Source organism: Streptomyces sp. NPDC058291 (assembly GCF_042880855.1).
GTDB lineage: Bacteria > Actinomycetota > Actinomycetes > Streptomycetales > Streptomycetaceae > Streptomyces.
The window spans coordinates 81,375-101,862 of the sequence record NZ_JBHVYK010000021.1; the positions used below are offsets into that span (position 1 = coordinate 81,375).

Genomic DNA, 20,488 nt, shown 5'->3' on the forward strand with positions numbered 1-20,488 from the left:
AGCCCACTGCGCTCGTCACCGGCAGGAAGAGAAGACCCACCACCATGTCATTCACCGTCTCAGCCACCGAACCACTCCAATCTCCCGTGGGCGTCGGCATCATCGGGCTGAGCGCGCGCGGCGGCTGGGCCGCCCGCGCCCATGTGCCGGCCCTGGAAGCACTGAAGGGAAAGTTCGAACTGCGCGCGCTGAGCGCCAGCAGCGCCGAGTCCGCCAGGGCCGCCGGGCAGAAGTACGGCATCCCACTGGCCTTCGGCAGCGCCGAGGAACTGGTGCGTCGCGACGAAGTGGACCTGGTGGTGGTGACCGTGAAGGTCCCCCACCACCGCAGGCTCGTCGAGGCGGCACTGCACGCGGGCAAGACCGTCCTGTGCGAGTGGCCCCTGGCCAACGGCCTCGCAGAAGCGGAGGAGTTGGCGGGGCTCGCCGCCCGTGCGGGCGTCCGCGGTTTCGTGGGCCTCCAGGCCCGTGCCAACCCTGCCCTGCGGTATACGCGCGACCTGGTCGCCGAGGGCTACGTCGGCGAGGTGCTGTCCACCAGCATGATCGCCTCCGGCGGTGCCTGGGGACCCACGTTCTCCTCCGGCAGCGAGTACCTGCTCGACCGGGACAACGGGGCCACCATGCTCACCATCCCCTTCGGACACACCATCGACGCGCTGTCGACGGTCCTTGGTGAGTTCACCGAGATCACCGCCACCACGGCGGTCCGCCGCCCCCGCGTCACCAACGCCGAAACCGGCGAAAGCACGACCATGACGACGGCCGACCAGCTCGCGGTCACGGGAGTCCTGGAGACCGGGGCCGTCGCCTCCGTCCACTATCGCGGAGGTTCCTCCCGCGGGACGAACTTCCACTGGGAGATCAACGGAACCGACGGCGATCTCATCGTCACCGCGTCCAGCGGGCACCTGCAGCTGGCACCCGTCACCCTGCACGGCGCCCGCGGCAACGACGCCCGACTCACCGCACTCGCCGTCCCTGACACCTACGAGCGGGTCCCCTCCATTGCGGGCCGCTCCGACGAACCCGGCTACGCCCTGGCCCACGCGTACGCCGACCTCCACGACGACTTGACCGAGGGGACCCGCACGGCACCCGACTTCGGGCACGCCGTACGCCGCCACCGCCTCCTCGACAGCATCGAACGCGCCGCAATCACCGGCGAACGCATCCGACTCGCCCCCTGACGCGGGCCGTTCAGAAGGAGGCGGAAGGGATCTGCCGAGGTGACCGGATGATGAGCGGGTTCCGCTGCAGCGGAGCGTGGTCCTGCACTCCCGGAGTCCTCGACAGGCCGTAGTTCCTCCGCCCGCAGGAACCATCCGGCGCCTGGGCCCGGGCAGCCACTTGGCTGGCCCGGGCCCGGCGCCTGCACGGTTTTGACAATTTTTCATCGCCTGGTCTGGAGAAGTAACCGTGACAAGCCGACAGATGGTCCTGGGCATGCAGTTCGGCGGCGGATACGGGGCCGCGCCCGGGGCCTGGCGGCTGCCGGGTGCGAACCTGAAGAGCTACACGGACATGGATCAGTTCGTGCGGTACGCGCAGGCCGCCGAGCGCGGAAAGGTCCAGCTGCTGTTCATCGCGGACACCCCGGTGCTGGACGTCGACCTCGACCACCATGCGCCACACCACATGATCGACCCGCTGCTGGTCCTGACCGTCCTCGCGCGCGAGACCGAGCGGATCGGCCTGGTCACCACCGCCTCCACCACGTTCACCGAGCCCTACAACCTCGCCCGCCAGTTCAAGGCACTGGACGTGATCAGCAACGGCCGGGCCGGCTGGAACGCGGTGACCACCTCCGACCCCGCCGCCGCGGCGAACTTCGGCGCGACGATCCCGCCGCGCGCGGAGAAGTACGAGCGTGCCCACGAGGTCATCCAGATCGTGCAGGCACTGTGGGGCAGCTGGGAGAAGGACGCCTGGCTGCTCGACGTCGACGGCAAGCGGTTCGCCGACATGGACAAGTTCCAGCCGGTCAACCTGCAGGGCAAGCACGCCGCCTCCCGCGGCCCGCTGCCGATCCCTCCGTCCGAGCAGGGTCAGCCGGTCATCTTCCAGGCAGGCGGCGGCAGTTACGGCCTGGAACTCGCGGGCCGTTACGCCAGCGGCGTCTACGCCAACCCGTACACCATCGAGGACGCCCGCGCCCAGCGCCAGGCCCTGCGGGACGCCGCCAAGCGCGCCGGACGCGACCCGGACGAGGTGAAGATGCTCGCCGGCTTCATGCCGACCATCGCCGCCTCCCGCCAGGCCGCCCTGGAACGGCGTCGCTTCCTGGACGAGGTCGTCGACCTGAACCAACGTGTCCGCTACCTCGGCGCGATGATCGGCCTCCCGCTCGGCCTCGCCCAGCTCGACGAGCCGCTGACCGCCGACCAGCTCGTCGACGCCGTGCCCAGCCCGCACGACCCGCGCTCCACGCGCGCCCTCGAAGTGGCCCGGGAAGGCTGGACGTTGCGCGATGTACTCGCCCACGGTGTCATCGACTACCACCCGGTGGTCGCCGGCACCGCCGCCGACGTGGCCGACCACATGCAACAGTGGTTCGAGGCAGGGGCCTGCGACGGCTTCTCGATCGCCGTCGACGGCTACCATGACGGCTTCGACGCCTTCGTCGACCAGGTCGTCCCGATCCTGCAGGAACGCGGCCTGTTCCACGACGACTACGAAGGCCCCACCCTGCGCGAGAACCTCGGCGCCCACGAGCAGTACGGCCTCGACCCGCGCCTCACGAAGCCGGCCCCGTCATGACCGCCACCACGCAGACCACTACCATCCAGCCGTCCGACACCGCGCAGGCGTTCCGCGACGGCATGGCAACCGTCGCCGCCATCAACATGAGACGCATCCCGCTCAAGCAGAGTGCTGTCCTGCACGACACTCCAGGTGTCCCCGACGCAGCCTGAACGGAGATGGCTGCCGCATGTTCGGCCAGGACGGCACCGGCGGCTATACCGCCTTCTGCCTGGAGGGTCTCCACGACGGTCTGCTGGGCGAAACCGCTGGCCTCGGAGAATGGGACGGGCAGGGCCAGGTGAGCGGTGTCGCCCCCTCGTGCGCCGCCATGTGGTCCCACCCGACATGCACGGTGAACAAATCCCCCACCTCCAGTCGGCACCAAGCGCCTCGGTCGCGGAGCATGGCCCGGGTACTGCGTTTCCTGCACCATGAACGTGTGGTAGTAGTCCAGCAGCCTCTTGCCCAGATCTACCTCCGCCTCCGCGGAGGATTCCGCTGCGGCTTCACCCGCTACCACGGGCGGTATCCCTTCGCGGGAAGCGAGAACGGGTTTCCCATCGTCGGCCCCGCCGTCCAGGAGGACGACGAGCGTGACCGACGTACGGGCGTGGGCTTCGACGTTGACCTGTATACGGACTACACGAGTGTCGAGCAGGGAGGCCTTGCCGGGGTGGGGCAGGCGGCGGCAGTCTTCGTGCTCCGTCGTCCTGGTACCGCGCTGCCGCCGGTCCCAGTACACCCGCGCGAGGGAGATCGCCAGGACGGCGAGCGTTTCCCGCAGGTGTTCGAGCCGCTCGATCTGCGGCAAGGCCTCCTGGACGTCCGGCGGGCCGACTCACGCAGGCCGGCTTCGGTAGCAAGCGCGAGTGCGCGGTCGCCCGGCTCCACTTCCCATACACGGTCGTGGATCTGCTGATCAGCTTCCTCGGCCAGCACTGCGACGATCCTCCGCATGTCCATGCGGTCACTCTAATGACCGGGCCCGGGCTCCCTCCCGACGCGGCCTCCTACCTGACCTGGCCTAATACTCCAGCAGCGGTTCGTGTCCTCAGCTGCGTTTTCGGTAGTGGCAGCGGCGGGCGACGGCTTGGCGTCGTCTTCTCCAGGCCGACCACTTCAGCGCGTGGGTGATGGGATCGCGGTCGGCTCGTGGGTGGGGCAGGAGAGTGTCCAGGAGGCGCCGGATCTCTGCCACGGTGAGCGGGACGAGGGCTGATCCGTTTCTGCAGCCCCCTTTGCCGCCTCGCTGGCCTGGGCGGCGAGCGCGGTCAGGACCGCGTGGGCGAGCATTGCCAGGGTGATGTGCCGATACCAGCCGATGTAGCGGCGGACCTCGTACTGGTCCAGGCCGCATTCGTTCTTCGCGGCTTGGAAGCACTCCTCGATCGCCCAGCGGGAGCCGGCGATCCGGGCCAGCTCGGCGATCTCGACGCCGACGGGTGCATAGGCCAGGTAGTAGGCCACCTCTTCGGGGTCGGACAGGCTGCGGCGGGCCATCACCCAGCGGTGGTGGGTGGGCGGGTCGGGGTCGAAGATGATGTTGGCGGGCAGCTTGGCCCCGGCCCAGTCGTAGACCCGCGGGCCCTTGGCCCCGTCACCGCAGGACAGTCTCTGCCAGGCGTCACCGGGTGCTTCTTCGATGAGCTGGTCGATGCGCCAGATGTCGGCCAGGGACTTGATCTGCTGCGACGTGGGCGCTGCCACCACATAGCCGACATCGAGTTGCTCGAGCAGGCGGCGAAAGTGCCAGTCCTGCCCGTAGGCCTCGTCCGCGGTGACCCACTTGGCGGGCAGGCCGGTGGCCAGGCAGCGGCGGACGATGTCCCGGGCCAGCTCTCCCTTGGTCGCGAAGCCGCGTTCGTCGGGGATCTTTGCCGCCCGGCAGCGGTCACGGTCGGACCTCCAGGCTTTGGGCAGGTAGAGCTCCCGGTCCACCAGGGCTCGGCCCGAGCTGGTGGCATAGGCGGCGAACACTCCGATCTGGCAGTTGTCGATCTTTCCCGAGGTTCCGGTGTACTGCCGGCCCACCCCGGCCGAGGTGGTGCCCTTCTTGATGAACCCGGTGTCGTCGATGATCAGCACTCCGTCCGGTCCGAGCCGTTCGCCGACGTAGGCACGGACGTCGTCGCGCAGGGCGTCCGCGTCCCAGACACTGCTGTTCAACAGCCGCTGGAAGCGTCCGGAGTACGGTGACCTGCCCATTCAGCGAGCTGCCAGCCGTTCTTGCGTGTCGCCCGCCCCAGCAGACCACGGACGTAGTCCCGCATCCGCCACCGCAGATCAGCCCGAACGAACCGGCCCGCCACCCGGGCGAACACCGACTCCAACTTGTTAGCCCAGCAACCGACTTCAGTCATCCCCTCCGTACCAGGACAACGACAACCACCAGCTCAGGACACGACCCGCTGCTGGAGTATTAGAGCTCGTAACAGGATCTCGTTGAAGTGCCCTGGTCGGGCGTGGCCGATGTGACGATTCGGCCGTTCGGGATGGTGTGAGCACTCGGCCTTGGATCGTGGACGACGACTTGTGGGCGCTGATCGAACCGCTGCTGCCACCCTGGCCGGAGAAGTCGCCAGGCCCGCCGCCGGTGGCGGATCGACTGTGTCTACAGGGCATTCTGTACGTGCTCCGCAACGACATCGCCTGGCAACTCCTGCCGCTGGAACTGGGATTCGGCTCGGGACAGACCTGCTGGCGACGTCTGGACCGCACCTGGACCAGGGCCACGATCCGCGCGCAGTCGGGCGGCAGCACCTCGATCCCCGCCCCTTCGCGCCACAGCGGCCGCATAGCCCGTGTGCAAGATTCCGGGCTGCCCGCCAGCCGTGCCTCGACTGTGTCGGGGTGGGAGAACGGGACGCCGGGGCCCCGCTACGCAGGCTACTTCTTGCGGATACGAACTCCCTGGCTCGCGGCGGTATCGGTCGATAGCGGGCGGCTGTACCAGCCGCCCGCGCCCATGCGAGGCAGCCGCAGGGCGAAGACGGATCCGACTCCGGGCGTGCTGGTGACGGTGACGGTGCCGTTATGGGCGTGCGCGAGCTGGAGGACGATGGCAAGCCCCAGGCCACTGCCTCCGGTGTGGCGGCTGCGTGACTTCTCGGCCCGCCAGAAACGCTCGAAGAGCCTGGGCAGGTCATCGGGGTCGATGCCCGTGCCGGTGTCGGCCACCTCGATGACGACTTCGTCACCGACTACGAACGACGAGAGAGTGACGCTTCCGCCCCGCCCTGTGTGGCGTACCGCGTTGGACACCAGATTGCCGACGGCCTGTCGCAGTCGCGCGGGGTCGGCGGTGAGGTCGATGTCGGCCTCGCCTTCGACCGTTAGCCGGACCCCTGCGGTGTCGGAAGAGGCCCGATGCGCGGCAGCGACATGATGCAGAACGTCCGCGAGGCGCACGACTTCGGGGTGGATCCTCAGCTTGCCGGCGTCCGCCGCCGCCAGGTCCTGGAGGTCGTCGATGATGTGCTGCAACAGCAGAGCCTCCTCCAACAGCGAGGTGACCAGAGCCGGGTTCGGTGTGGCGATGCCGTCCTCGGCGGCCTCCAGCCAGCTGCGGATGTTGGTGAGCGGCGTGCGCAGTTCATGGGCGACATCACTGACCATGACCTTGCGCTGTTCCTCCAGCCGCTCACGGCGCTCGGACATCTCGTTGAATGCCTCCGTGAGATAACCGATCTCGTTTCCCGTGCTCACCGGAACGGGTCGGTACGGACGGCTCGGATTGCGGGCGGCGTCCGTGAGCGCCTTCAGCGGGCGTACGAGCCGGTAGGCGATCACCGCCGTCACTCCGACGGTGAGTACCAGTACCAGACCGGTGACGCCGATGATGCGGGTGCGGTTTTCTGCTGAGAGGTCGAACTGTGGTGTGTCGGCGGCCCCGGGAGAGGAGAGGTACAGCAGAGAGGCCGGAGCCACATAGGCGCGCAGTTGTGTGCGGCGGCTCTCGACAGTGCAGTCCTCGATCAAGTCGGTGTATTCGTCCGGGGGCAGTTTCGAGGTCCAGGAGAAGTCCGGCCCGACCTGCACCGCGTACTGGCGAGGCAGCGGGAGTTCGCGGCCTCCCGCAGTCAGGCAGTTGCCGACCATGGTGTTGAGCCGGGCGAGGGGTTCCCTCTCGGTGGCGGTGGGTTCATCGAGTGGGAGATAACAGTCGTCGGGCTCCGGAAGCCGGGCAGCGTTGAACTTCACGGTCGGACGACCGCTGGGGCTGTCGATGCGCTGAGCGTTGATTCCCAGATCGCGCAGGCAGGCAAGCTGTTTGTCCGCCCACTGGCCGAGCTGGGAACGCTCGTCTTCGGGCAACAGGTACGGGCCCGTCGCACGAGGGTCGATGCCGCCTGCGCCGACCGGGACGCCGGTACCGGGCAGCGGTCCCGAGTCGGTGCGCAGCGGGTCGATGACCGCGGAGACCGTCGTGGGTGCGGGAGCGTCGGAGTCGGCGGAATCCACTATCGGGCGGTGGGCCTTCGAGGTCAGGACGATACGTCGTCCCGTGCGTTCCGCGAGGTCGTGTACGAGGGGTGCCACGGTGTCCCAGTCGCGGTGAACGGCGGCGTACCCCAGCAGTTCGCTGTAGACACTGGTGTCGTCCGCCAGGACCTGACCCCGTTCCTGCTGGATCGCCTGGGTGGTGGTCTGCACCGCCAGCCAGGCAGTGGCGCCGATCGAGCACACGGCGACCAGCACCGAGGCAGCCATCAGCCGCGCCAGCAGACTATTGCGCAGCGGGACCCCGCGTCGGGGTCGCCGAGGTGCGTCACGGCGAGACATGGCCGCCCCTCTCCACGTGCCCCGTCCGCCCGTCCATCAGCTTGTATCCGACACCGAAGACGGTCACCAGGTGGACCGGCCGCCGCGGATCGGGTTCGATCTTTTTGCGGAGGTTGCCGATGTGCACATCGATGATGCGGCCGCTGATGAATCGGTCGGAACCTCTTGTAAGTTCCAGGAGTTGTTCCCGCTTGAACACCCGACCGGGCTGACCGGCCATAACGGCCAGGAGCGCGAACTCGCCCGGGGTACAGAGAACCGGCTGCCCTGACATGAAGACCTCGTGGCGGACCGGGTCCACGCTCAGCGGGCCCGCGCGCAGAGTGTGGCGGTCCGGTGACGTGGCCTGCCGTGGTCTGCGCAGCAGGGTCCGGATGCGGGCCATCAGCTCTCGAGGACTATACGGCTTGGTCATGTAGTCGTCGGCGCCCAGATCGAGGCCGCGCAGGAGGTCTTCCTCGGTGGAGCGAGCGGTCAGCATCAGCACCGGAAGATCCGTCTCGTACCGGAGAACGCGACAGACCTGCAGTCCGTCGAGAAGCGGCAGCATCACGTCCAGGACCAGCAGGTCCGGCGGCCGGCGCCGCACTTCGTCGAGTGCGGCGTACCCGTCGTAGACCTCGGTGGCCGTGTAGCCGGCATGCTCCAGGTACTGGCGGATCACCTCGGCCTGCTTCTTGTCGTCTTCAGCGATCAGGACGTGTGCGCACATGTGATCGACCTTAAGTCGCGCTCAAACCGATGAGTCGAGATCCTGTCATCGTCCTGTCATCGTCCTGTCGAGATCTTCATAACTACCGCTCACAGTGGCGGTCATGACGAACCTCACCTCCGGGCCACGGACAACCCGTCTGCTGCGCTCGCCCGTTGTCGGTCTCTTTGCCGGAATTGCCACTCTCGCGCTGATCACTGGCTGTGGTGGATCAAAGACAGAAGACGACAGCGGCCAGAAGTCCGATGTGGCCTCCCTCGACGGGCCGGGAAAGGCCGGTACGGCCGACAGGAAGACGACTGCTCCCGGATCGGAGGGTGTGCAACTCCGCCTGGACAGCACGGAAGAGGAACAGCGGCTCATCAACAATGCGTATTCGGCCTGCCTGAAGAAGAACGGTGTGCCTACGTATTCGAAGAGCGGAGGGGCCCTCGACTCCGGAAGCGAATGGGTTTTTCCTGAGACGAAGTCGCCCTCCATGCGCGGTGCCGCGGAAGCCTGCAAGGCCAAGAAGCCCATTCAGCCACCGGAGTTGGACAAGGAGAAGAATCCGCACTACATGGACGACTTCCGCGAGCAGCTCCAGTGCATGGACAAGCGAGGAGTCAAGACCAACGCGCTCCCGGACGGCAGTGGCTACAACTATGTAGGCAATCTGCCCCCCAACTACAACAGGATCGAGAAGGAGTGCGAGGTGGAGGCGTTCGGTGGCAAGAAGTAAGCGAGCTGTCTCCAGGACCGGCGACGCTACACCCGCGAAGGGCCGGCGGCGGTGGCTGTCCGCCCTGGCCGCCCTCGCAGTGGCCGCAGCAGGTGTCGGCGCTGCCAAATGGGCCGCTGACGACAGCGGAGCGGGCACCGCGGTCAAGAAGACAACGAAAGTGCGCACCGTCGCGGTTATCAGAACGGACCTGTCCAATGAGATGGAGCTGAGCGGCACCCTGGGCTACGGAACCCCGCTCAGCGTTCAGGGAGCCGCGAGTGGCAGAGTTACCTGGCTGCCGGCCCCGGGCGCCAAGGTCGACCGGAACGAACAGCTCTACCGCATCGACGACCGGCCGGTACGCGTGTTCTACGGCAGCACACCAATGTTCCGCAGACTGGACACACGTGGCCTGGTCGGCCGCGACATCAAGGTGATCGCCGACAATCTCCGGGCACTCGGATACAACGTTGGCTCCCAGCCAGGTGTGGGCAGCACGGTCCGGAAGGCCGCCACTCCGGTGCCCGGGCCGGCCGCCCCGAATGCGTCGGCGGCGCCCGAAGCAAAGACCAGCGGTGCCCCCGACGGGCGGACCGACGAGGCCGACGCGCCGACGCCGACGGCCTCCACCCGCGAGGAAACAAAGGTGAAAGAGGGGGACGGAGTACTCACCGCGGATCTCATGGACGCGGTCAGGCGCTGGCAGACCGCCACGGGAGCGGCAGCGACCGGCGTACTCGACGTGAGCGACATCGTGGTGACACAGGGCGCCGTTCGCGTCAGCTCCGTCAAAACCCAGCTAGGCGCCGACGCCGCCACCGGCGAGCTGATGACTCTCACCGCGACCACCAAATCCGTAACCGTGCCGGTGGACGCCCCCGACATCGCCTCGGTCAAACAGGGCGCCAAGGTGACGATCAAGCTGCCCGACGCCTCGGAGGTCCCCGGAGAGGTCTCGGTCATCTCGACCGTCGTTCAGACCGAGGAAGGAGCCCCGGAAGGAGCCGCCGGGCCGGCCAAGGTGACGGTGACCGTCTCGCTGGCCAGGACGAGCGCCGGCAAGGTGGCGGACATCGACTCCGCCGCGGTCCAAGTGCGGTTCACCGGACAGACGAAGAAGGGCGTACTGGCCGTTCCGGTCGGCACCTTGCTGGCCCTGTCCGAGGGCGGCTACGCGGTACAGGTGGAGAACGGGCCGCTCCGGCCCGTCGAGTTGGGGATGTTCGCCAAGGGCATGGTCGAGATCACCGGACCGCACGTCGAGGAAGGCACCAGGGTGGTGACAGCCTCGTGAGTCTTCCCGCAGCCCCGCCGGTGCTGGCTGTACGCGACGCGAGCATGGCCTACCCCGGCGGAGTCACCGCACTGGACGAGGTCTCGCTCACCATCGGCGAAGGCGAACTGGTCGCCATCGTCGGCCCCTCCGGATCGGGAAAGTCGACTCTGCTCAACGTCATGGGCACGCTGGACCGGCCGACCCACGGCACCGTCGAAATCGGTGGCCAGGACATTGCCGCGCTCTCCGACCGGCAGTTGTCCGCCCTGCGCGGCCGCTGGCTCGGCTTCGTCTTTCAGCAGTTCCACCTCACCGATGGGCTCACCGCCGCGGAGAACGTTGCCACCGGGCTGCTCTACGCCGGGGTGAGCCGCCACCGGCGGCGTCCACTGGCGGTCGAGGCACTGGGCCGGGTCGGGCTCGCCCACCGTGTCGGCCACCTGCCCCACCAGCTCTCCGGCGGGGAACGGCAGCGAGTCGCCATCGCCCGCGCCCTCGTCAACGAACCGTCCCTGGTCCTGGCCGACGAGCCGACCGGAGCCCTTGACACAGCCAACGGCAGGGCGGTCCTGGAGCTGCTGACCAGACTGAACGAAGAGGGAACCACCATCGCGCTCATCACCCACGACCGGGGCATCGCCGAACAGTTGCCCCGCCGAGTAGAGATCCTGGACGGCCGGATTGTGGCCGACACGCTGACGCGGAGCCACGCATGACCGAAGCACCGACACAGCCCACCACCGGCGAAGGCGGTGGACGCCGCCGACGGGCGCACGGTGGGCCCGTCGGCCGTCGGGCCCGCCCCGGGGCCGACACGGCGGGCGGTGGAAGCCGGCTCGTCGCAGGTACGAAACCCGTACGGCTGGCACCGGCCGATCTGCTGGGCCTCGGACTCCTCGGCATCCGTACCCGCAAGGTCAGGGCGGCGCTGTCCGCCCTGGGCATCTCCATCGGCATCGCCACAATGATCGTCGTGACGGGGATTCCCGCCTCCAGCCAGAAGGCACTGATGGAGGAACTCGTGGCCCTGGGAACCAACGCGCTGCAAGCCAGGCCGACACCGGGCGCAGATCCGCCGGTACTCCTCCCCGAGGAGTCGGTGGACATGGTCGGCCGCATCGCCCCCGTCACCGTCAGCAGCGCTGTCGCCAACACCCACGCCACCGTCCACCGCTCCGACCGGATCGACGCCGGCGAATACAGCGGCCTGGCCGTGCTGGCGGCCAGGCGGAACGTGCTCCAAGCGGTCAACGGCACAGTCGGATCGGGGCAGTTCCTCAACGCCGCCACCGAGAAACTCCCGACTGCCGTCCTCGGCTCCGAAGCCGCCTCCCGGCTCGGGTTCGCCGAGCTGGACCCGGATGATCCCGCCCCGCAGATCTACATCGACAAACGCTGGTTCACCGTGATCGGAATCCTGGACCCGGTGACGCTTGCCCCCGACCTCGACCGTTCGGTACTGGTCGGCTGGGAAGCCGCCCGGAAACAGCTCCGGTTCGACGGACATCCAACGGTGATCTACGTCAAGGCAAGAGAAGACGCGATCGAGGACGTACGCCGGGTTCTGCCCGCCACCATCAATCCGGAGCTGCCCGGTGTCGTGCAGGTCAGCCGGCCCTCCGACGCCCTGGCGGCGAAACGGGCGACCGAGAACACCTTCTCGGCCCTGTTCCTGGGACTCGCGGGAGTCGCTCTGCTGGTCGGCGGCATCGGGGTGGCCAACACCATGTTCATATCCGTCCTCGAACGCCGCCGCGAGATAGGACTGCGTCGAGCCCTGGGTGCCAACCGGGGCCAGATCAGAATCCAGTTCCTCACCGAATCCGTCGCCCTCTCCACCCTGGGCGGTGCGGCAGGCACCCTGCTGGGCAGCCTGGCCGTCCTCGGCTACGCCGCCTACCAGGACTGGCCGCCGGTCATTCCCCCGACCGCAGTGGGCAGCGGATTCGCAGGTGCGGTCCTGGTCGGCATGGCCGCCGGCGTCTACCCGTCGATCCGCGCCTCACGGCTGACCCCCACCGAGGCACTGGCGACGACCTGAGCGCAGGCCCGCGCCCGACGTACCTTTCGGCGATCCACGACGTCACCGCCCACAAGAGTTGACGGTTTTTTACGAGCGGTTCGAGGTTCGGCGAGCACGGCCGGCACTGCGATCTGTCCCTGTGCGGTCGGCTCGGGGCGCGGTGACGTCGTTGCCGTCATTCCGTTTCCCCGAGCCGCCGACACCGTGCTGCGGGCGCGCCCAAGATGCGCTGCATCCGAGTCGAGTATTCGATCCCCTCACCCGGGCACCGTGTCGCCATGGCGATGGGCGACCTTCCACTCGCCCTCTTCGCGGCGGTACACCTGTGTGGCCCGCAAGGTGTAGGTGCGCGGTTCTCCGTCGACGGAGACGGAGGTGTGCTCGAGACCGACTGTGTAGGCCATGTCCCCCGACACGTCGTACGTCTGAAGGTCGAACACGTACGAGGTGCACTCGGAGAAGCTCTTGCCGAGCGTCGTGAAGAGCTTGTCGAGTTCCTGCTGGCCGCCGGCGTTGCGCCACGCTCCCAGGACGCTCACGGGCTCTTTGCGCGACCACAGCGCCCGGCGGGGGCCCGCATTGCCGTTGTGCAGCGCAAGCTCCGCCTCGTACAGGGCGGTCCTGACCCACGCCAGGAAATCATCACGGTCGGCCATGGCTTCATCTTCCGTCGATTCCTCGCCGCGGTAGGGAAGCAACGCCAAGAGACTTCAGCCGGAATGGCGTTGTGTATGGCGTCGAACGCGGCATGGCACCGCTGAATCGCTTGGCCCGTCCCAACCGGTGAGCGGAAGACACCGGGCTGCTTCGTGGAAGTCGCCTTCCTGTGGCTGCACCGCACCACGGCCCGGGCACGCCTCCGCCGGTGGTTCTCGGGCACCGGGCCGGTTCTGCGCCGCTCATGAGCCCAGGCGGGCACGTAGTCCCGGCTGGATGAGGTCGCCGTGCACTGTGACCATGTCGTCGCACAGGCGCCAGATGTCCTCGACGGGGAGGGTGGAGGCTGTGGCGGGGGCGGTCATCGCCGCATGCCTGATGTGCCGCGGCTCGTTCTCGATCGCGGCCCGCACCAGCAGGTCGTTCGCGCTCAGGTACGTCCGGTCGAGCGCCGCCAGTTGGGGTGGCAGAGAGCCGACGCGGGTGGGCTGGACGCCGAGTGAGTCCACCAGACACGGCACATCCACGACGCCGTGCGCCGGCAGGTTGTCGATCAGGGTCCGGTTGGGGACGTTGCCGTAGACCGTGCGCGGGGTGCCGGTGACCATGCTGTGGATGATCTGGGGCGCGTACTCCATCGTCCCCTCGACGGTGATCGGCGCCCCGACGGTGAGCGCGTCGCGGATCTTCTCGTAGGCGGCCACGTTCTCGTCGACGATCTCCGGTGGCCGCCGGCCCCCCACCTCCGGTTTTCCCGCACCGCCGCGCGGCGGCCGAAACCATAAAGCCGAAAACGCGGAGACCGCGGGCCGGCCGGAGCGGCCGTGCACCTCAGTCGCCCTCCAAGAGGGCGGCGAGCTGAACGCGCCGACGGATACGCGCACCCCCGTGACGCCGGCATCACACCGTCGTTGAACAGCACGACTCCACACATCGGGCCCCGGGGACGATTCTTCCGCCGGGGCCTGTGGCGTTTGCGGCCCCGGGTCAGCAGACACCAGCAGCCTGCGCGCTTCGGGAAGGCCGTCTCAACGAGAAGGAAGGCTCTCTCAATCGCCCGTGTCCGACCGCTCGCAGCAGTCGTTGCCCCCGTGCATGCCCAAGATCTTCACCCAAGCCCTCGGAACCGCGGCCGTCGCCGGCGCCGCTCTCATTGCCACGGCCGCCCCCGCGTCGGCCAACACCATCGGGGAAAACGTCGGTGCCCTCCTGATCGGCAGCCAGAACCAAGGCGCCAACGCCGGCAACGACGGTTCAACCAGCAGTAATGGCAGCAGCAACGGCAACACCCTCGCCAACAACATCGCTGACCAGTCCGATGTCGCCCTCGCCAACACTGCGAAGGTGGCGGAAGACGTGCTCGTTACCGCCTGAGGCCAGTGGCGCAAGACGCGGACGCGGTCGGTCTCAGCCGTGTCCGCGCGGCGCTGGCCGTGCTCGCACGACCGGTCCCTCCACTGGCTTTCTGCCGAGCGTTCCGCCGAATCCGCCGACTGTCATCACACAACTTAGGGCCTGCCGGGAATCAACACGTCGGTTTGATCTTGGTTTTGTCCGGGGCGAGGAATCTGGCGATGTCTTCCGGCGTGCGGAAACGGGCTGCATGTACGAGGTGCCTTCGTGCCAGCCTGCTGTGGCTGGACCTGAACACCGATGAGCGTCCTCCAGCAAGGCCGTGCTCGGGCGGTCACCGGCGTGCTGGGCGCTCAGCTCGATCGTGGGTCGCGCTCAGGAGAGCTCGCCAGCGTGGTAGCTCGGTGAACGGGACGACCAGGCACAGGACAGTCACTGTTGCGGCGATCCATGTGCCCCACAGTGCCCACGCGGAGGCTGCCGCCGCCACCAGGTGGAGCACGACCAGCAGGATGGTGACGATGCCCGGCACCGCGACGGGTGGTTCTGCGCCGGGCCGGTCGCCCGGGGTGCTGAAGATGGCGGGCAGCCCGATCAGCAGCACGACGGCGCCGATCGCCAGCGGGACGGAGTGCGGCCACAGGGCCCAGGGGGTGCACACCCAAGCGGTCACCTCGGCGGCGACGCGCACGCCGCCTCGGAGGTAGTCGTGCCCCGGCGGCCGTTGCGTCTTGGTCCTTACGGTGCTTGATGCCTGTGGGCTGGAGGGGGAGGGGTCGGTGGCGGCCATGTCATCCTTCAAAGGCGCGGTCAGGAGGGTCGGCCTTGAGGCCGGCGATCAGGGTGTCGACGAGGAAGTGGAAACTCCGCGTGACGTCGCGGGGCATCTGGAAGCCATTGGTGCCCTCGAGGGTGACGAACCCGTGGAGTGCTGATCGCATGGCGCGTGCGGAGTCGACCACGCGCGCGTCGGGCAGGCCGAAACCGGCGAGGACGTCGAGCAGAACCTGCAACGCCTCTTCGCTGACGCGGCGGTCCTCCTCGTCACCGGCCACCGGGGCGGGGACGGTGGCGGCGTAGCGGCCGGGATGCTCCAGGGCCCAGCGGCGGTAGCTGTCGGCGAACGCCCGGACCGCGTCAGGGCCGGAACGGCCGACGGACTCCCGGGCCAGCTGATGGGCGAATTCGCGCTTGGCCTGGACGGAGATGCCGTGCCGCAGTTCGTGCAGGGAGGCGACGTGCTTGTACAGGGACGGTGGCCGTACGCCGAGCCTGTCGGCCAGCAGCCCCATGGTCAGACCCGACAGACCGACCTCGTCGGCGAGGTCTGCTCCCGCCGCGACGACGGCTTTTGTATCAAGACCTGCCCTAGGCACGGGCGTGTGCTTCCAGGAAGGCCAGCATCAGGGACACCGTCTCCTCGGGGTACTGGTCGTGCGGGTAGTGGCCGGCTCCCTCGACCACCGCGAGCTCTCCGACATCGGCCGGCATCGCAGCCACGATCGCCTCGCCCTCGGCGCGCGGATCGACCCAGTCGGGGTCCAGCGAACCCATCACGATCAGGGCGGGGCACCGTATGTTGCCCAACTGGGCGCCGGCGTCGGTCGGCGCCGACTGCCCCATCTTCTTCAACGCCCCCATTCGGCCCGGCTCGCCCAGCATCGCCCGGATGCCGGCCAGCCGGTCGGCCCAGTCGGCCGGCTTGCGGCCCGGGTAGGCGTGGTCGAGATAGCGGGACCACAGTCCCACGCTGCCGAACAGGGCGGCGCCGAGCAGCCGGAAGGCACCCTTGCGGTAGCTCTTGGAGCGGAAGTCGCCGAGCTTGATCGACTGCGCGCGCGTGAAGGGGCCCAGCTCGATGATGCTTCTGACCAGGCCGGGATCCTGGGCGGCCGCGATGGTGGCGGCGCCGCCGGAGATCGAGTGGCCGACCAGGACGGCCGGGCCGCTGTCGATGTGGCGGATCACCGCGAGCAGATCGCCCGCGATGTCGGTGCGCGAGCAGGAAGGCCATTGCGCGCTCGACTCGCCACAGCCCCGCAGGTCGACCGCCGCCACTCGATACCCCGCCGCCACCAGACGCGGCACGACGAACCTGTACGCCGCGCGGCTGTCCCCTATGCCGTGGGCCAGGACGACCAGCGGGCCCTCTCCAGCGGCCTCATAAGCGATGGTGCCACCCGGGACGGAGACAAACTCAGCCATGACATCTCCCTGCTCGTTAAGCGCAATAGCTATGCGCTAATGCGTCTAGCCAGAAGCTAACCCCTATAGCCAGGAGTGTCAACCCTGACCGGATGCCAGGCGAGGGAGAGAGGGAAGGTCCAGCTCGGCGGGGTCCGCATCGCCGTCAGTGCGGTCATGCCGTGCGGGACGCGGCTCGCCCACCCCAGAAGGTCTCAGCGCGCCCGGGGCAGGCATGCCCGCTCAGCGGCCGGTGTCGAAGCCGGCCAGTACCTGCCCACTCCTCGCGCCCAAAGGTGACGCGGAAACGGACGCGATCAGGCCGAACCGACGCAGGCAGTCAGGCCGTTACCGGTAACCCGTCTTTGGACTCCGGTGGGTGTCCTCGCCGTTGATGAGTTGGGATCCTTGGCTTCCGGTCGGATGCAGGAGGGTGCGTGAGCGTCGAGGAGTCGCGGAGCAAGATCGAGCGCTGGATAGCCCAGCGCGCCGGAGGAAGACCCGTGGCCGGCTCCGTGTACTCGCGCAGACCCGGACACCTTGTACGAGTCTGTCGGCGGGCAGCTGCCGGATGATGTCGAACGCTCACTGCTCCGCCACAACGGCTCAGGCCTGACCGTGATTCTTCCGCCCGAGTTCACGCTGCTGGGCGTCGAGGACATCCTCGAGAATCGTGCGGCCTGGTTGAAGTAGCGCCCGATGACAAAAATCTGACAGAAGGAGATAAACCATTCCTCGTTCCGTTCGCGACGCTGAGCGTTATCCAGCCCCTGGTCGACACCAGGACAGGCCGTATGGGCGAGTGGGACATTCAGCAGTTGGCTTCGTCTGGGAACGTGATCCCCTCTGGCGCTCCTTCGCTGGTGCCCTGGATTTCGTCGGGAACCTGCTGGCCTCACCACCTCCTTGGATCGCGATACTGCCGGGCGGCGACGAGTGGGAAGTCACCGGATTTCCCCGGGACGCTCGTATGGACCGAAGACTCCGTCGACTGACCTTCAAGTGAGGGGTGTGTGTCCGCGCCGGGCCCAGATGCGTGCGGTGGGCGGCGTCATCGGGAAGCCGGCTTCGTCCTCGAAGCACAGCCAGGCGTCGATCGCCGCCAAACCCATGTCACCGGCCCCGCCGGTTCGGCGAGCAGTGGCGGGCCCCGGCCCTGCAGACGATCTTTGCTTGTCCATGCACCAATCGGTGATCGTGCGGTGGCCGTACCCGTCCCTGTGGGGCCCGGCACACGGTTGCGAAACCGCGCTGGAGCATCAGGAACGGTTCACCGTGTGGCCGGCCCGTTCGTGGTGCCCAAGTGGCTGAATTGTGCTCGGTAGGCGCTTGGTGTCAGACCGGTGCGGCGGACCATATGGGCGCGTAGAGAGTCAGCAGAGCCCAGACCGCAGGCGTCGGCCACCCGGTCCATGGAAAGGGTTGTGGTCTCCAGAAGTTCTTTGGCGCGCTCCATGCGTTGGTGGAGCAGCCACTGCAGCGGGCTGGCTCCGCTCTCGGCGTGGAAACGGCGGGTGAGCGTGCGTACGGAGATGCCCGCGTGACGAGCCAGGTCGGTGAGGGTGAGGGGCTTGTCGAGGTTGCGCATGGCCCAACCGCGGGTGTCGGTGCAGGCGGTGCCGCGCACCGGCGGCAGAGGGGTCTGAGTGAACTGGGTCTGGCCGCCGGGGCGGACAGGTGCGACGAGGGCAAGACGGGCGACCTCATTGGCGACTGCAGCACCGTAGTCGGTGCGAATGATGTGCAGGCAGAGGTCGATGCCGGCGGCGTAACCGGAGGACGTGAGCACCTGTCCGTCCTGGACGTAAAGGACGTCGCCCTTGAGGGTAAGGCTCGGGTACCGGTCGAGCAGCTCACCGGCGAGGCTCCAGTACGTGGTGGCGCTGCGGCTGTCTAGGAGGCCTGCCTCGGCGAGAACGAAGACACCGCTGCATATGGAAGCGATGCGTTTGCCCGCAGCGGCCGCCTCCTTCACCGCGTGGACGGTGGCCGGATCTGGCGTTTCATGTCGACCGGAGCCGGCGAGGAGGACCGTGTCGGCGTCCATCATGGCGTCAAGTCCTGTGTGTACGTTGAGGTCCAGGCCGCTGGTGGTCGCCACCGGGCCTGGTGCACTGGTGCAGATGGTCACCTCGTAGCCCGGGGCGCCGTCGATCTCGACCTTCGTGAACAGCATGTCCGGGATGGCCAGGTTGAACATCGACACGGGGGAGGGCGTGACGACGGCAACACGGTGGGGCGTCCTTGCCGGCATGGCCAGAACCTCCGGATCCTTGGCGTTCAGGCCACTGCTGTGTGGCATCATTTTTGCGCAGCATTGATCCATGCTAAAGAATCGGCCGCCCCGGGGTGAGGAATCTGCCCACGCTCACGGGGAATTGACCTCCAGGAAAGCGTCTTCCGGATTCACGCTCGTGGCGGCGCTTTTCGGTTTCTCCCTGATCACGCTCGACACCTCCGTGGTCAATGTGGCCCTGCCGTTCATAAGCTCCAGTCTTGGCGGCGGAGTGTCCGGGCTGCAGTGGGTGGTGGACGCGTACACATTAGCCTTCGCAGCGCTGCTTTTGTCCAGTGGCGCTCTCACGGACCGGGTCGGCGCCAGTCGAGCCTTCGCCATGGGCATCGTGATGTTTACCATTTCCTCCGTCGTCTGCGGATTGTCACCAAACCTTCTGGCGCTCATTGTCGCCCGCGCGGTACAGGGAATTGCAGCGGCTCTCGTCCTCCCCGCTTCGCTGGCACTGGTGCGACAGGCGTACACAGATCCTGTCAAGCGGGCCCGTGCGGTCACTGCGTGGGCGGCCGGCGGTTCGGTGTCGATGGCCCTTGGTCCGATTGCGGGTGGCGCGTTGACCACGCTGTGGGACTGGCGAGCCATTTTTTTCATCAACCTGCCGGCGGGGGCAGCCGCTCTGTTGCTGCTCGTCCGAGCCCCGCGGTCCAAACGCAACCCGGCGCCTTTGGACATGCCCGGGCAGGGCCTGGCCGTAGTGGCTCTTACCGCCCTGGCTATCGCAGTGATCGAGGAGGGGAAGATACGGCTGATAGCGTTCCCTATCGCTTTGGTGGCAACTGTCGCCTTCTTCCTCACCGAAGCACGCCAGGCACACCCTGTTGTCCCGTTCGACCTGTTCCGCAATCCGGCTGTGCGCATTGCCATTGCGGCGGGGGCGGCGTGCAGCGTGGTCTTCTACGGTGTGATGTTCCTGTTCTCCCTATTCCTGGCCATGCACGAGGACCGTTCAGCGCTGTACGTCGGATTGGTGTTCCTGCCGATGACCGGCCTGATCGCGGTCACCAATGTGCTCTCGGGCAGGCTGGCCGAGCGCTACGGCCCGCGGCTGCCGATGGCGGTAGGCCAAAGCTTGGCAGCGATCGGGGCGCTGATTCTTCTCGTCGTCGGCGAGGGCACGCCTGCGGGCCTGGTGTCCGTGCTCCTGGTGCCGATGGGTCTTGGCTGCGCGCTGGCGTTGCCGCCTCTGACCGCCCTGATGATGGACGCGGTCCCGGCGGAGCGGGCCGGTCTCGCGGCCGGCGTGCTCAACGCGGCCCGCCAGATGGCCGGCGGCCTCGGGATTGCCGTATTTGGTTCACTGGTTGCCCATGACTTCGCCGAGGGTATGAGGTTGAGCCTGATGATCAGTGCCGGGTTGCTTGGGGTGACGGCAGTGGCGACGTCCAAACTGCGGTAGTACCGCAGTGAAACGGTGGACTGTCAACACTTCTTAGTGAGCGGTTCGTGAGTCTTTGAGTGGGTCTGCTGTCGCCTGATGGTGTGGCGGCGGGGCGGAATCTGCCGGTCCCCGTTGGTGATCTGGTGATGTGACCGGGTGAGTGAACGCAAGCCGTATCCCAGTGACTTATCGGACGAGCAGTGGCTGTTGATCGAGCCGGTGATCACCGCGTGGAAGGGCCGGCACCGCTCGGTCAGCGGTCATCAGGGCGCCTACGACATGCGGGAGATCGTGAACGCGATCCTCTACCAGGGGCGGACCGGCTGCCAATGGGCCTATCTCCCGCACGATCTGCCGCAGAAGAGTGCGACGTACTACT

General features: G+C 67.7%; 18 protein-coding genes and 3 pseudogenes. 11 read left to right on the forward strand and 10 right to left on the reverse strand.

Annotated features, from left to right (window positions below):
* Window positions 1–44: 44 nt before the first annotated feature.
* Both ACFVYK_RS13865 and ACFVYK_RS13870 read left to right on the forward strand, forming a co-directional pair.
* Window positions 45–1,190: a Gfo/Idh/MocA family oxidoreductase gene (locus ACFVYK_RS13865; RefSeq protein ID WP_389772779.1), complete on the forward strand. Its 1,146-nt coding sequence runs from the start codon at window positions 45–47 to the stop codon at window positions 1,188–1,190.
* Window positions 1,191–1,419: 229 nt separating this feature from the next.
* Window positions 1,420–2,760 carry an NtaA/DmoA family FMN-dependent monooxygenase gene (locus ACFVYK_RS13870; RefSeq protein ID WP_389772782.1) on the forward strand — a complete coding sequence of 447 codons (1,341 nt, stop codon included), beginning with the start codon at window positions 1,420–1,422 and terminating at the stop codon, window positions 2,758–2,760.
* On the opposite strand, the gene ACFVYK_RS13875 is transcribed toward ACFVYK_RS13870, so the two are convergent.
* On the reverse strand, window positions 2,738–3,556 hold the full coding sequence (locus tag ACFVYK_RS13875) for a hypothetical protein (RefSeq protein ID WP_389772785.1): 819 nt from the start codon (window positions 3,554–3,556) through the stop codon (window positions 2,738–2,740). The genes ACFVYK_RS13870 and ACFVYK_RS13875 overlap by 23 nt on opposite strands.
* A 308-nt stretch (window positions 3,557–3,864) precedes the next feature.
* Window positions 3,865–5,105, reverse strand: a pseudogene (locus tag ACFVYK_RS13880) (IS701 family transposase).
* A 155-nt stretch (window positions 5,106–5,260) separates the two neighbouring features.
* Between ACFVYK_RS13880 and ACFVYK_RS13885 the strand changes: the two are divergent.
* Window positions 5,261–5,482: pseudogene (locus ACFVYK_RS13885) on the forward strand (transposase); the annotation flags it as partial.
* Window positions 5,483–5,631: 149 nt separating this feature from the next.
* Here ACFVYK_RS13885 and ACFVYK_RS13890 read toward each other — a convergent pair.
* Window positions 5,632–7,527 (reverse strand): ATP-binding protein, encoded by a 1,896-nt coding sequence (locus ACFVYK_RS13890; protein ID WP_389772788.1) that lies wholly within the window; start codon window positions 7,525–7,527, stop codon window positions 5,632–5,634.
* A complete protein-coding gene (locus ACFVYK_RS13895) occupies window positions 7,514–8,239 on the reverse strand; it encodes a response regulator transcription factor (RefSeq protein ID WP_389772791.1) in 726 nt (241 codons plus the stop codon). Before ACFVYK_RS13895 ends, ACFVYK_RS13890 begins: the two co-directional genes overlap by 14 nt.
* Before the next feature lie 103 nt (window positions 8,240–8,342).
* Between ACFVYK_RS13895 and ACFVYK_RS13900 the strand changes: the two genes are divergently transcribed.
* From ACFVYK_RS13900 to ACFVYK_RS13915, 4 genes are all read left to right on the forward strand, one after another.
* A complete protein-coding gene (locus tag ACFVYK_RS13900; RefSeq protein WP_389772794.1) occupies window positions 8,343–8,960 on the forward strand; it encodes a hypothetical protein in 618 nt (205 codons plus the stop codon).
* A gap of 160 nt (window positions 8,961–9,120) precedes the next feature.
* Window positions 9,121–10,236 (forward strand): peptidoglycan-binding protein, encoded by a 1,116-nt coding sequence (locus ACFVYK_RS13905; protein WP_389772796.1) that lies wholly within the window; start codon window positions 9,121–9,123, stop codon window positions 10,234–10,236.
* Window positions 10,237–10,280: 44 nt separating this feature from the next.
* A complete protein-coding gene (locus ACFVYK_RS13910) occupies window positions 10,281–10,934 on the forward strand; it encodes an ABC transporter ATP-binding protein (protein WP_306972166.1) in 654 nt (217 codons plus the stop codon).
* The gene (locus ACFVYK_RS13915) at window positions 10,931–12,259 is read left to right on the forward strand and encodes an ABC transporter permease (RefSeq protein ID WP_389772799.1); all 1,329 of its coding nucleotides are present in this window, start codon (window positions 10,931–10,933) and stop codon (window positions 12,257–12,259) included. The genes ACFVYK_RS13910 and ACFVYK_RS13915 overlap by 4 nt, the downstream gene beginning before the upstream one ends.
* 239 nt (window positions 12,260–12,498) lie before the next feature.
* On the opposite strand, the gene ACFVYK_RS13920 is transcribed toward ACFVYK_RS13915, so the two are convergent.
* Both ACFVYK_RS13920 and ACFVYK_RS13925 read right to left on the reverse strand, forming a co-directional pair.
* Window positions 12,499–12,897, reverse strand: coding sequence for a DUF4440 domain-containing protein (locus tag ACFVYK_RS13920; protein WP_389772802.1), 399 nt, complete (start codon window positions 12,895–12,897; stop codon window positions 12,499–12,501).
* A 243-nt stretch (window positions 12,898–13,140) separates the two neighbouring features.
* Window positions 13,141–13,617: pseudogene (locus ACFVYK_RS13925) on the reverse strand (alpha-glucosidase/alpha-galactosidase); the annotation flags it as partial.
* Between the two features lie 376 nt (window positions 13,618–13,993).
* Between ACFVYK_RS13925 and ACFVYK_RS13930 the strand changes: the two are divergent.
* Entirely contained in the window at window positions 13,994–14,272 is a 279-nt protein-coding gene (locus ACFVYK_RS13930; protein WP_389772805.1) for a hypothetical protein, read from the forward strand.
* A 313-nt stretch (window positions 14,273–14,585) separates the two neighbouring features.
* On the opposite strand, the gene ACFVYK_RS13935 is transcribed toward ACFVYK_RS13930, so the two are convergent.
* Genes ACFVYK_RS13935 through ACFVYK_RS13945 form a run of 3 tightly spaced genes read right to left on the reverse strand, consistent with a single transcriptional unit; the run spans window position 14,586 to window position 16,456 of the window.
* Entirely contained in the window at window positions 14,586–15,041 is a 456-nt protein-coding gene (locus tag ACFVYK_RS13935) for a hypothetical protein (RefSeq protein ID WP_389772807.1), read from the reverse strand.
* Window position 15,042: 1 nt separating this feature from the next.
* The gene (locus tag ACFVYK_RS13940; RefSeq protein WP_389772809.1) at window positions 15,043–15,627 is read right to left on the reverse strand and encodes a TetR/AcrR family transcriptional regulator; all 585 of its coding nucleotides are present in this window, start codon (window positions 15,625–15,627) and stop codon (window positions 15,043–15,045) included.
* Window positions 15,620–16,456 (reverse strand): alpha/beta fold hydrolase, encoded by an 837-nt coding sequence (locus tag ACFVYK_RS13945; protein ID WP_389772812.1) that lies wholly within the window; start codon window positions 16,454–16,456, stop codon window positions 15,620–15,622. The genes ACFVYK_RS13940 and ACFVYK_RS13945 overlap by 8 nt, the downstream gene beginning before the upstream one ends.
* Before the next feature lie 519 nt (window positions 16,457–16,975).
* Here ACFVYK_RS13945 and ACFVYK_RS13950 point away from each other — a divergent pair.
* Window positions 16,976–17,128, forward strand: a complete 153-nt coding sequence (locus ACFVYK_RS13950; protein ID WP_389772815.1) for a hypothetical protein — start codon at window positions 16,976–16,978, stop codon at window positions 17,126–17,128.
* A 577-nt stretch (window positions 17,129–17,705) separates the two neighbouring features.
* On the opposite strand, the gene ACFVYK_RS13955 is transcribed toward ACFVYK_RS13950, so the two are convergent.
* On the reverse strand, window positions 17,706–18,635 hold the full coding sequence (locus ACFVYK_RS13955) for a GlxA family transcriptional regulator (RefSeq protein ID WP_389772845.1): 930 nt from the start codon (window positions 18,633–18,635) through the stop codon (window positions 17,706–17,708).
* Window positions 18,636–18,759: 124 nt separating this feature from the next.
* On the opposite strand from ACFVYK_RS13955, the gene ACFVYK_RS13960 reads away from it, so the two are divergent.
* Together ACFVYK_RS13960 and ACFVYK_RS13965 are read left to right on the forward strand one after the other, a co-directional pair.
* Entirely contained in the window at window positions 18,760–20,127 is a 1,368-nt protein-coding gene (locus ACFVYK_RS13960) for an MFS transporter (protein WP_389772818.1), read from the forward strand.
* 138 nt (window positions 20,128–20,265) lie between these two features.
* Window positions 20,266–20,488, forward strand: a 223-nt coding sequence (locus ACFVYK_RS13965; protein ID WP_389772820.1) for a transposase, incomplete at its 3' end; no start/stop codon positions are given.